At 67.5% G+C, this 10,934-nt stretch carries 11 protein-coding genes; 5 read left to right on the top strand and 6 right to left on the bottom strand.

Annotated elements, in window-relative coordinates:
- Positions 1-11: 11 nt before the first annotated feature.
- Positions 12-1,208, bottom strand: coding sequence for an efflux RND transporter periplasmic adaptor subunit (locus WS61_RS09150; protein ID WP_059500181.1), 1,197 nt, complete (start codon positions 1,206-1,208; stop codon positions 12-14).
- Between the two features lie 79 nt (positions 1,209-1,287).
- Between WS61_RS09150 and soxR the strand changes: the two genes are divergently transcribed.
- The gene (soxR, locus tag WS61_RS09145; RefSeq protein ID WP_059500180.1) at positions 1,288-1,767 is read left to right on the top strand and encodes a redox-sensitive transcriptional activator SoxR; all 480 of its coding nucleotides are present in this window, start codon (positions 1,288-1,290) and stop codon (positions 1,765-1,767) included.
- A 24-nt stretch (positions 1,768-1,791) separates the two neighbouring features.
- Here the strand turns inward: soxR and WS61_RS09140 are convergent, their stop codons facing one another.
- The gene (locus tag WS61_RS09140) at positions 1,792-2,553 is read right to left on the bottom strand and encodes an SDR family NAD(P)-dependent oxidoreductase (RefSeq protein ID WP_059500179.1); all 762 of its coding nucleotides are present in this window, start codon (positions 2,551-2,553) and stop codon (positions 1,792-1,794) included.
- Between the two features lie 114 nt (positions 2,554-2,667).
- On the opposite strand from WS61_RS09140, the gene WS61_RS09135 reads away from it, so the two are divergent.
- Positions 2,668-3,579 carry a LysR family transcriptional regulator gene (locus WS61_RS09135; RefSeq protein WP_059500178.1) on the top strand — a complete coding sequence of 304 codons (912 nt, stop codon included), beginning with the start codon at positions 2,668-2,670 and terminating at the stop codon, positions 3,577-3,579.
- 22 nt (positions 3,580-3,601) lie between these two features.
- Here WS61_RS09135 and WS61_RS09130 read toward each other — a convergent pair whose 3' ends face one another.
- Positions 3,602-4,255 (bottom strand): TetR/AcrR family transcriptional regulator, encoded by a 654-nt coding sequence (locus tag WS61_RS09130; RefSeq protein ID WP_059500177.1) that lies wholly within the window; start codon positions 4,253-4,255, stop codon positions 3,602-3,604.
- A 146-nt stretch (positions 4,256-4,401) separates the two neighbouring features.
- On the opposite strand from WS61_RS09130, the gene WS61_RS09125 reads away from it, so the two are divergent.
- A complete protein-coding gene (locus tag WS61_RS09125; RefSeq protein WP_059500176.1) occupies positions 4,402-5,694 on the top strand; it encodes an NAD(P)/FAD-dependent oxidoreductase in 1,293 nt (430 codons plus the stop codon).
- Positions 5,695-5,738: 44 nt separating this feature from the next.
- Positions 5,739-6,128 (top strand): DUF3331 domain-containing protein, encoded by a 390-nt coding sequence (locus WS61_RS09120; RefSeq protein WP_034204517.1) that lies wholly within the window; start codon positions 5,739-5,741, stop codon positions 6,126-6,128.
- A gap of 3 nt (positions 6,129-6,131) precedes the next feature.
- Here WS61_RS09120 and WS61_RS09115 read toward each other — a convergent pair whose 3' ends face one another.
- Both WS61_RS09115 and ggt read right to left on the bottom strand, forming a co-directional pair.
- Positions 6,132-7,460 (bottom strand): dicarboxylate/amino acid:cation symporter, encoded by a 1,329-nt coding sequence (locus tag WS61_RS09115; RefSeq protein WP_059500175.1) that lies wholly within the window; start codon positions 7,458-7,460, stop codon positions 6,132-6,134.
- A 181-nt stretch (positions 7,461-7,641) separates the two neighbouring features.
- Positions 7,642-9,393 (bottom strand): gamma-glutamyltransferase, encoded by a 1,752-nt coding sequence (gene ggt, locus WS61_RS09110; RefSeq protein ID WP_059500174.1) that lies wholly within the window; start codon positions 9,391-9,393, stop codon positions 7,642-7,644.
- A gap of 367 nt (positions 9,394-9,760) precedes the next feature.
- Between ggt and WS61_RS09105 the strand changes: the two genes are divergently transcribed.
- Positions 9,761-10,639, top strand: coding sequence for a MurR/RpiR family transcriptional regulator (locus WS61_RS09105; RefSeq protein WP_059500173.1), 879 nt, complete (start codon positions 9,761-9,763; stop codon positions 10,637-10,639).
- A gap of 27 nt (positions 10,640-10,666) precedes the next feature.
- Here the strand turns inward: WS61_RS09105 and WS61_RS09100 are convergent.
- On the bottom strand, positions 10,667-10,934 hold a 268-nt coding region (locus WS61_RS09100; protein ID WP_179949343.1), incomplete at its 5' end, for an AAA-associated domain-containing protein.

The raw sequence follows: 10,934 nt of genomic DNA, 5'->3' as shown, positions 1-10,934 counted from the left end.
TATCGCTCCCGTCATTGCGCGGCAGGCGTGCCGGCATTGGCGACCGCCTGCGTCGCGCTGCCCGCATCGGCGCGCGCGGGCAGCGCCTTCGGCTTCACCTGCGCGCCCGGATAGTAGATGCGCTGCACGCCGTCGACGACCACGCGGTCGCCCGCCTGCAGCCCCTTCTCGACGATCCGCTCGCCGTCGAGTTCGCGGCCGATCGTCACGTCGCGGCGCAGCGCCTTGTCGCCCGCGCCGATCACGTACACGTACTTGCGGTCCTGGTCGGTCAGCACGGCCTTGTCGTCGACCAGCAATGCGCTCTGGTCGCGGCCGCTGACGAGCTGCACGCGCGCATACAGGCCCGGCGTAAACGCATGGTCCGCATTCGGCAGCCGCACGCGTGCGCGGATCGTGCCGGTCTGCGGATCGAGCCGGTTGTCGAGGAAATCGACGGTGCCCGCATGCGGGAAGCCCGTCTCGTTCGCGAGGCCGATGCGCACCGGATCGGCGCCGATCGCGCGATGTTTCGGGTCGGCGCGCCGCGCGTTGTAGCGCAGGTAGCTCTGCTCGTCGCAATCGAAATACACGTAGACCGGATCCTGCGACACGACGGTCGTCAGCAGCGTGTCGTCCGCACGCGCGAGATTGCCGACGGTCGCGACCGCGCGGCCGACGCGGCCGGCGATCGGCGCGCGCACTTCGGTGAAACCGAGATTGAGCTTCGCGTCGGCAACGGCCGCATCGGCCGCCTGCAGATCGGCGCGTGCCTGTTCGGCAGTCGCGCGCGCGTTGTCGAGTTCTTCCTGCGACGTCGCATGCGCATCGATCAGCGTCTGCACGCGCTTGAGCTGCACGTTCGCGAGGCTCGCAGCCGCACGGGCGCGCTGCTGCTGCGCATTCGCACGGTCGAGCGCGATCCGGTACGGGCGCGGATCGATCTCGAACAGCAGCGCGCCCTGCGCGACCACGTCGCCTTCCTTGTACGCGACACGCTGCAGATAGCCGCTCACGCGCGGCCGCAGCTCGACCGCGTCGACCGCTTCGACGCGTCCGTTGAATTCGTCCGCGAGGCGGACGGTGCGCGGCGCGACGGTGGCGACGCCGACTTCGGGAAGAGGATGGGCCGACGATGCGCCTTTGCCGTCGTGACAACCCGACAACGCCAGCAACAGGGCGCAGGCAGCGCCCAAAGGCGACGTCCTGCGTAGGGAAAAGGAGAACATGATGCCTCGCGACGGGTTAAACTGCCGCGTAGCATAAAAGTTCAAGTTAACTTCAAGTCAAGCTTTTCCGGAGGGTGTCATGGGTATCCAGGAAACCCCGCAATGGCCGCTGATGTCGATCCGCGAAGTGGCCGCGCGCAGCGGCGTGCCGGCGTCGACGCTGCGCTTCTACGAGATGCGCGGGTTGATCAAGTCGCACCACAACGGCTCGAGTCATCGCCACTATTCGCGCGCGGTGCTGCGGCTGATCGCGTTCATCGTGTTCGCGCAGAAGATCGGCTATTCGCTCGACGAAATCGCCGAACAGCTCGTCAGCCTGCCCGAGGACACCGCGCCGAGCAACAAGGACTGGCAGCGGCTGTCGCGCGGCTGGAAGCAGCGCGTCGCAAGCCGGATCGAGGAGCTGCAGCGGCTCTACATCAATCTCGACGAATGCATCGGCTGCGGCTGCCTGTCGCTGAAACGCTGCAAGCTGACCAACCCGGATGACCGCGCGGGCCGCAACGGGCCCGGCGCGCGACGCTGGCTCGGCGACAAGCCGCCGACCGACTCCGAATGACGCGCAGGCCGCGCGCGTCCTGCATCACCCGACGCGCCAGCCGCCGTTCACCGCGATCGTCGCGCCCGTGACGAACGACGCGCGCGGCCCGGCGAGCCAGGCGACCGCATCGGCGATGTCGTCCGGCTGCCCGGCGCGGCCGACCGGCGTCTGCTCGCGGATCGTCGCCGCGATGGCCGGCGCGACCCCGCTGCCGCCGAACAAACGCGTGTCGGCGATATAGCCGGGCGCGACCGTATTGACCGTCGCCCCGCGCGGCCCGAGTTCGCGCGCCAGCGCGACGGTGAAGCCTTCGACGCCGGCCTTCGCGGCCGCATACGCGAGGCCGCCCGGCAACAGGCTGCCGGCACGCGCCGCGATCGAGCCGATGTTGACGATTCGCGCGGCATGGTCGGCCAGGTGCGGCAGCACGGCCATCGTCGTCAGAAACAGGCTTTTCAGGTTCGCATGGAGCACCGCGTCCCATACGGCCTCCGCTTCCCCCGCTTCGGTATCCGCGCCGACGCGCCCGGTCAGCCCCGCGTTGTTGACCAGCACGTCGATGCGCGGCCATCGCGCGACGATCGCCGCGACGGCCGCTTGCGCGTCGCGCCGCACGCCCAGGTCGCCGGCCTGCCCGATCGCCGCGCCGCCCAGACGCTCGACGGCCGCCTTCAGCCGCGCCACGTCGCGCCCGACGATCGCGACACGATACCCGTCCTCCACCAGCCGGCGCGCGATCGCGAAGCCGATCCCGCTCGATCCGCCCGTGACGATCGCCGTGCGTTGTCGTTCGTTGCCCGTCATGACCTGCCCTCCTTTCCTCGGTGTTGACGATTGGTGACGTTTGCAGTGTGGGCAACGGACGGCGATAGGTAAAATACGAATTCGATGACACATTGATACGCAAAAGGTATCGCCATGATCGATCTGCGCCAGTTCCGGCAATTCATCGCGGTCGCCGAAACGCTCAGCTTCCGGCGCGCTGCCGAGCGGCTGCACATGGCCCAGCCGCCGCTCAGCGCGGCGATCCGCAAGCTCGAGGACGAACTGGGCGTCGCCTTGCTCGACCGCGACACGCGCGGCTCGCGGCTCACGCCTGCCGGCGAAGCATTCCTGCTCGAAGCGCGGCGCGCGCTCGAACAGGCCGAGCGCGCGGTGGCCGCGGCGCGCCGCGCGGGCGCCGGCCTCGGCGGCACGCTGCGGCTGCGCTTCGTCGACAGCACGGTCAATGCGCTGTTGCCGCTGATCCTGCGCGCGTTCCAGGAACGGCATCCGGGCGTCGATTTCCAGCTCGAGGAAGGCACGACGGCCGAGCAGGTGCTCGCGCTGCATCACGATCGCACGGACGTCGGCCTCGTCGTGCTGCCGGTGGCCGATGCCGGCGACGTGCGTATCGAACCGCTGCTGCGCGACCGGATGGTGGCCGCGCTGCCCGACGGCCACCGGCTCGCGCGCCGCCGCCGCATCGCGCTGGCCGAGCTGGCGGACGAACCGTGGGTCATGTTTGCCGCGCACCACGGGCCCGGCATGCATGCGCTGATCGTGACGGCATGCGCGCAGGCCGGCTTCGCGCCGCGCGTGGTCCAGCAACCGCGCCAGATGCAGACGACGGCCGGGCTCGTCGCGGGCGGCATCGGCATCGCGCTGATGCCGCGCCTGTTCGTGCCGATGCAGCCGCAAGGCATTACGTTCTGCGAACTGAAGGATGCGGGCAGCCCGCTCGCGTACGAACTGGCGCTCGCATACCGTACGCCGTCGCCGCTCGTCGATGCGCTGCGCGAGAGCGCGCGCGAGGCGGTGCGCGAACTGGGGCTGGTCGCCGCGACGTGACCGCGCGCATCGCGCGCGGCGCTCAGTCGCCGAGGAAGTTGAGCGCGACGCCGAGCACGGCCTGCCGGAATGCCTCCGGCCGCGTCGGCAGCGACGTGAACTCCAGCATCATGTGACGATACGACACCGTCATGCCCACGGCGCTCGCGATCATGAAGAACAGCACGTTCGGATCGACCGGACGGATCGCGCCGGCCTCGACCGCATCCGCCAAGAGCGGCAACATCGCGTCGTGATACGGGCGCACGATTCGCTCCTGCAGCCGATCGAGCCGCCCGCCCTCCTCGGTCGCCGCCGTCGAGAAGAACATGCCGATATCCGGCTCCGCGAACTCGTGATCGACGCACAGCTCGAGCGCGCGCCGCACGCGGTCGCGGTGCGGCAGCGACGACGTGCGCAGCGCGCGCAGCGCGTCGAACATCGGTTCGGCCAACTCGACGATCTGCTCGACGACCGCCAGCCACAACGTTTCCTTCGTGCCGAAGTGATGGGCGATCAGCGCCGCGTCGATGCCCAGCTCGCGCGCGACTTCGCGCACGCTCGTCGCGTCGTAGCCGCGCTTCGCGAACGTGCGGCGCGCGGCCCGCAATATCACGTCCGGGCCGACGGACGCATCCGCCAGCGGCCGTCCGCGCGTACGCCGCTTCGACGGCGCGCGCTCAGTGACTTCTGCCACGTTTTTCCTGCTCCTTGAACGATTCGAATGCCCGTGCCCGGTACCCGGTTTCACGTACCGGAAGCGGGCGGCCTGCCCCGCTGCGTTGACACGCCGAGCCGGGAAGCGCTAGGATCATACATTATTCATCACGTGATGATTTATCAATGACAACCCCTACACGCATCGTCATCGTCGGCGGCGGGATCGCCGGACTGCAGCTCGCGACCCGTCTGGGCGAGCGCCTCGGCCGGTCCGGGCGGGCGCAGATTACGGTCGTCGACCGCAGTCCCACGCATATCTGGAAGCCGATGCTGCACACGATCGCGGCCGGTACGCGCGACGTCCAGCAGCAACAGGTGATCTTCCTCGCCCACGCCCGCGATCACGGCTACGCGTACCAGCCCGGCGAACTGAAGGGGCTCGATCGCGCGCGCCGCCGCGTGCAGCTCGGCGAGATCCGCTCCCAGGACGGCGACGTGGTGATCGACGCACGCGAACTCGAATACGACGTGCTGATCCTCGCGCTCGGCAGCCAGGCCAACGATTTCGGCGTGCCGGGCGTGCGCGAGCACTGCTACTTCATCGACAGCCAGCAGCAAGCGGAGACCTTCAACGAAGCGTTGCGGATGCGCGTGTTCCGCAGCATCGCGCGCGACGAGCCATTTCGCGTCGCGATTGTCGGCGCGGGCGCGACGGGCGTTGAACTCGCGGCCGAGTTGAGCCGTCTGCTGGAAGTGGCGCAGGCGTACGGTGACGAAACGGTGCGCGAGCGGCTGCAGCTCACGCTGCTCGAAAGCGGCCCGCGCATCCTCAACGCGTTTCCGGCGCGGATTTCCGCGTCGGCCCAGCGGCGGCTCGAACAGATCGGCTTTCACGTGCTGACGTCGACGCGCGTCACGTCGGCCGACGCGAACGGCTTCCATTACGGCGACGGTTCGTTCGCCGAAGCGGACCTGATGGTCTGGGCGGCCGGCGTGAAGGCGCCCGATTTCATGCAGGCGCTGGGCGGGCTCGACACGAACCGCGCGAACCAGATCGTGATCGGCCCCACGCTGCAGGCGACCGGCGACGAGCACGTGTTCGCGATCGGCGATTGCGGAAGCCTGCTGCCCGACGGCCACGAACGGCCGCTGCCGCCGACCGCCCAGGTCGCGACGCAGCAAGCCGAGCATCTCGCGAAGCACCTTCCCGCGTGGCTCGACGGCACGCCGATTCCGCCGTTCGCGTTCCGCGATTTCGGCGCGCTGGTGTCGATCAGCGATTACGACGCGTTCGGCACGCTCGGGCAGTTCGGGTTCTTCCGCGGCGGCTTCATCCAGGGGCGCTTCGCGCAGTTCAGCCACCTGATGCTCTACCGGCGGCACCAGCAGGCGCTGCACGGTTTCCCCAAGGCCACCTTGCTGTGGATCGCCGAACGGATCAACGGCTGGGTGCAGCCGCGCATCCGCCTGTCGTGATGCCGCGCGTCGCGGCACCGCGTAACGTTTCGAGGAACAGAGACATGAACAACCGTGCAGCGCCCTGGCTCATGACCGTCGCCGCAATCGGCCGCTTCGACATGCCGTCCGTCTCGTGGGGCGGCCCGCGGCGGCGCAGCGTCACGCGCGACCGGCTGCCGTCGTGGGACGCGACGAGCAAGCCGACCATCAGCGTGCTCGAACGGCCCACGGCCGACACCGTGATGATCTCGTGGTGCGACGCGTGCACCGGGCACTACGGCTACCAGAAGTGGCGCCTGTTCACGACGCGCAAGCGCGGCGTGTGCGCGCTGTCGGGGCGATCGATCGAGATCGGCGACAGCGTCTATGCGCCGCAACTGCTCGGCTCGACGCCGGGCAACGCCGCCGCGATGGTGCTCGCGGCCTGCATCGACGACGCCCTGGCGGCCTGATCGTCAGGTCGACGTGGTCTGACCGGCGCCATAGGCCGGCGCATCGTTCTGCCGTTCGAGCTGGGCGTCGAGATGCGCGGCATGCGCGTTCGCTTCGGACTCCGACATCAGCTCGCCTTCCCACTTCGCGACCACCGCGCTGGCGATCGAGTTGCCCACCGCGTTCGTAGCCGAGCGGCCCATGTCGAGGAACGTGTCGACGCCGAGAATCAGCAGCAGCCCGGCTTCCGGGATGTTGAACTGGTGCAGCGTCGCCGCGATCACGACGAGCGATGCGCGCGGCACGCCGGCCATCCCCTTCGACGTCAGCATCAGGATCAGCAGCATCGTGACCTGCGTGCCGAACGACAGGTGGATGTCGTACGCCTGCGCGATGAACAGCGACGCGAACGTGCAGTACATCATCGACCCGTCGAGGTTGAACGAATAGCCCATCGGCATCACGAAGCTCGAGATCTTGCGGCGCACGCCGAAACGGTCGAGCGCGTCGAGGATCTTCGGATACGCGGCTTCGGAGCTGGCCGTCGCGAACGACAGCATGAACGCTTCCTTGATCAGCACGAGCAGCTTGAACACACGGCGGCCGAGGAACAGCAGCCCGGCCGCGACGAGCGTGGCCCACAGCAGCACGAGGCTCACGTAGAAGTCGCCCATGAACACCGCGAACTTCAGCAGGATCGACAATCCGTTGACCGCGACGGTCGACGCCATCGCCGCCATCACCGCGAGCGGCGCGAGCTTCATCACGTAGCCGGTGATCTTCAGCATCACGTGCGCAAGCTGGTCGATCGCGGCGACGAGGATCTTGCCGCGCTCGCCGAGTGCGGCGAGCGCGACGCCGAAGAACATCGAGAACACGACGATCTGCAGGATCTCGTTGTTCGCCATCGCCTCGGCGATCGACTTCGGCACCATGTGCCCGACGAAATCCTTCAGCGTGAACTTCGACGTCGCGAGATGCGCGGACGCGCCGATGTCCGGCAGCGGCAGGCCGAGGTTCTCGCCGGGCCGCAGCAGGTTCGCCATCAGCAGGCCCAGCAGCAGCGAGACCAGCGACGCGGTGACGAACCAGCCGAGCGCCTTCACGAACACGCGCCCGACCGACGACGCGTCGCCCATGTGCGCGATGCCGACCACCAGCGTCGAGAACACCAGCGGGCCGATCACCATCTTGATCAGCCGCAGGAACACGTCGGATACGAGCGAGATGTAGCCGGCGATTTCGGCGGCCGACTGCTTGTCCGGAAGCTGCGTGTAGATCAGGTAGCCGATCAGGATGCCGGCTGCCATCGCGAGCAGGATCCAGCCTGCCGCAGACATTCGTTTGTTCATGATGGAATTCGCCGCACGGCGATGGAGTTGACGGAAGAAAGAGGCGCGTGCCGTGCCATGGGGCGCGCGGAGCGCGCCGCTCGGGCCGACACGGTGATCCGCGGACAGACGCGCCGCCGCCGCACCGGCATTCGCAGCAACGCGAACGCCGGCGGCAGCGATCCGGCATGCAGCGATCGGATCAATAGCCGATTGCGGAGCCCGCCGGACGGCGCGGGTCGTTGTAGCCGTAGATGAAGCCCACACGCACGTTGCCGGACACGGACGAATCGTTCCCGGAACTCTGGCGGCTCGCGGCTTCGGTGCCCGGCAGGCCGACCATGATCAGCTCGGCGGCGCCCCACGGCGTCTGCTCGACCATCTTGTAGCCCATGTTGCGAAGGATCGCGAGCGTGTCGGGCGACAGGCCGTAGGTTTCGTAATAGACCGCGTCGGGCAGCCACTGATGATGGATGCGCGGCGCGGCGACCGCGTCCTGCGGCGTCATCCCGTAGTCGATCACGTTCAGCACGGTCTGCAGCGTGATCGTGATGATGCGCGAGCCGCCCGGCGAACCGACCACCATGAATACCTTGCCGTCCTTCTTCACGATGGTCGGCGCCATCGACGACAGCGGACGCTTGCCCGGCGCGATCGAGTTGCGCGTGCCCTGCACGAGGCCGAACAGGTTCTGCGCGCCGACCTTCACGGTGAAGTCGTCCATCTCGTCGTTCAGGAAGAAGCCCGTGCCCGGCGCGATGACCACGGCGCCGAAGCGGCCGTTGACCGTATAGGTCGTCGACACCGCATTGCCGTCGTGGTCGACGATCGAGTAATGCGTCGTTTCCGGTTTCTCGTGCACGCCGACGCCGGGCTGCACGTCGACCGACGGCGTCGCCGTGTCGGCATGGATGCTCTTGCGGATCTGCGCCGCGTACTCCTTGCTCGTCAGCTTCGCAACCGGGTTGTCGATGAAGTCCGGATCGCCGAGCAGCGTGTTGCGGTCTTCGTACGCATGGCGCATCGCTTCGGTCATATAGTGGACCGCCGCGGCCGAGTGGTAGCCGAGCTTGCGCAGGTCATACCCTTCGAGGATGTTCAGCGTCTCGCACATCGTCACGCCGCCCGAACTCGGCGGCGGCGCCGACACGAACTCGTAGCCGCGATACGTGCACGTCAGCGGCGCCATGTCCTGCGCGCGATAGGACGCGAAATCGGCCGCCGTGATCACGCCGCCGCCGCGCCTGGCCGCCGTTTCCACGATCTTCGGAATCTCGCCGTGATAGAACGCGTCCGGCCCCTGCTCCGCGATGCGCTCGAGCGTTCGCGCCAGATCCTTCTGCACCAGACGATCGCCCGGCTGCAACGCCGTGCCGTCCGGGCGCAGGAAGATGCGCGCGGCTTCCGGGTCCTTCCTGAAGCGCTCGACCGTCGTGTCGAGGATGTCGGTATCGCCGCGCGTCAGCACGAAGCCGTCGCGCGCGAGCCGGATCGCCGGCGCCATCACCTGCTTGCGCGTCAGCTTCCCGTACTTGCGCTGCGCGAGATCGAGCCCGGCCACCGTGCCCGGCACGCCGACCGCGCGATAGCCGTACAGACTCTGGTCCGGAATGACGTTGCCGGCCGCATCGAGATACATGTTCGCGGACGCCGCGGCCGGCGCGGTCTCGCGGAAATTGATGAAGCGGTCGCGACCGTCGGCCAGGTGGAGGGTCATGAAGCCGCCGCCGCCGATGTTGCCGCAGCACGGGTTGGTCACGGCCTGCGCATAGCCGACGGCCACCGCCGCGTCCACCGCGTTGCCGCCTGCCTTCAGGATGTCGACGCCGATCTGCGACGCGAAGTGCTGCGACGACACGACCATGCCGTTCTTCGCTTCGACCGCCGGGTCCGACGCGGCGAACGCGCACACGCTCATCGCGGACAACAGGGTGAGTACTACGAGCCGCCTCATGACGAAATCCTCCAGACGAATAAACCGGCGCATGCCGGGATGCGCGGCCGCACCACCGCGTATCGACGCCGCCTGTTCGACGTGTAATAAACGGTACATTTCCGCAAGGCCGCGATCATAGCACCCGCTTTTTTGCGTCAAAAACTAGGGTAATTACTGAATTCAAAGCGGATATGCGGGACTATCTTTGTCGAGACATGTTCGATTTATTACATGTATGAACATATTCGTGGATCGAGCGATACGTCCCTCTAATTTCGAACCGTGCGCGGCCTGCCGCACGTCGATCGGCTAACATGCGTGCAGTTACCGGCAGACGCACGTCTGCCGTTCGATCGTTCAATTCAGATAGAGAGCCGGAGTGCCGATGGGGACGAGCATCAGGGCGTTGCTGCTATCCCAGATGGATAGCTTCACGCCGTCGGAACAGAAGGTCGCGCAGGCGTTGCTGGATCGCTATCCCAGTCTCGGGCTGGGCCCCATCGCGCAGTTCGCGAAGCAGGCGGAAGTCAGCGACCCGACCGTGTTCCGCTTCGTCGTCCGGATCGGCTTTCCGAACTATTCGTCGTTCCAGCAGGCGCTGCACGACGAGATCGACACCGCGATGAATTCGCCGCTCGCGCGCATGGATGCGTTTCATTCGGAAACGGGCATGCGCGACAGCCACGCGGCGATTTTCCAGCGGCTGTCCGAATCGCTCGCGACCACGATCGAAGGGCTCGACGCGGCCGCGTTCGACGCAGCGGTGGCGGTGCTGGCCGATCCGGACGTACGCATCTTCTGCGGCGGCGGGCGCTATACGGCGCCGCTCGCGTCGCTGTTCTCGTTCACGCTGGCCTATGCACGGCCGCACGTGCAGTACGTCGAGCCGAACGTGAATCTCGCGTCCGTCGCGCTGGCCGACATGGGGCGCACCGACCTGCTCGTGATCTTCGACTTTCGCCGCTACCAGAAGGACAGCATCCGCTTCGCGCAGGCCGCGCACCGGCTCGGCGCGCGGATCCTGCTGATCACCGACGAATGGCGCTCGCCGATCGGCGAATTCGCGGAGATCGTGCTGCGGATCCAGGGGCGCCCTTTCGCGATGCTGCAGACCAACGTGCCGGCGCTGGCGCTCGCCGAAGCGCTGGTGATCGGCGTGACGAACCGGCTGCCGGAACTGGCCCGGCAGCGGATGGAGAAGATCGAACAGCTCAACGCGGGCGGGATCGAGTGGGATACCAGCCAGCGCGATTTGCCCGAATGACACGTGGCCGCCATTCGGGCGCGGCGCTCAACTCTCGACGTCCTCCAGACTGAACACTTCCGTCTTGTCGTTGTACGAGAAGACCTCCCCGTACCGCCCCCAGTCGATCACCGCGTCGAGCGTTTCCTCGGCCGCTTCGTCGGACAGGAAATCCTCCAGCTCCTGCTCGAAGCGCACGCGCGGCGCGCGGTGGCCCGGACGCTCGTTCAGCACCTTCCTGATCCGGGCAGCAAGCGGCACGTGCTTCAGCAGGTGATCCGCGAACATCAGCTTGCGCTCCTGCGTGCCGAATTCC

The sequence above is a fragment of the Burkholderia sp. ABCPW 11 genome, from assembly GCF_001523445.1.
Taxonomy (GTDB): Bacteria; Pseudomonadota; Gammaproteobacteria; order Burkholderiales; family Burkholderiaceae; genus Burkholderia.
Note: the sequence above shows the minus strand (reverse complement) of the source record. Positions and strands in the feature narration are given on the sequence as shown.

What these genes read in the sequence shown, in the direction of transcription:
- WS61_RS09150 (WP_059500181.1), bottom strand. Translation starts at nt 1,208, where the DNA reads ATGTTCTCCTTTTCCCTACGCAGGACGTCGCCTTTGGGCGCTGCCTGC.
- WS61_RS09140 (WP_059500179.1), bottom strand. Translation starts at nt 2,553, where the DNA reads ATGACGGGCAACGAACGACAACGCACGGCGATCGTCACGGGCGGATCG.
- ggt (WP_059500174.1), bottom strand. Translation starts at nt 9,393, where the DNA reads ATGAGGCGGCTCGTAGTACTCACCCTGTTGTCCGCGATGAGCGTGTGC.
- WS61_RS09115 (WP_059500175.1), bottom strand. Translation starts at nt 7,460, where the DNA reads ATGAACAAACGAATGTCTGCGGCAGGCTGGATCCTGCTCGCGATGGCA.
- WS61_RS09135 (WP_059500178.1), top strand. Translation starts at nt 2,668, where the DNA reads ATGATCGATCTGCGCCAGTTCCGGCAATTCATCGCGGTCGCCGAAACG.
- WS61_RS09105 (WP_059500173.1), top strand. Translation starts at nt 9,761, where the DNA reads ATGGGGACGAGCATCAGGGCGTTGCTGCTATCCCAGATGGATAGCTTC.
- WS61_RS09120 (WP_034204517.1), top strand. Translation starts at nt 5,739, where the DNA reads ATGAACAACCGTGCAGCGCCCTGGCTCATGACCGTCGCCGCAATCGGC.
- soxR (WP_059500180.1), top strand. Translation starts at nt 1,288, where the DNA reads ATGGGTATCCAGGAAACCCCGCAATGGCCGCTGATGTCGATCCGCGAA.
- WS61_RS09125 (WP_059500176.1), top strand. Translation starts at nt 4,402, where the DNA reads ATGACAACCCCTACACGCATCGTCATCGTCGGCGGCGGGATCGCCGGA.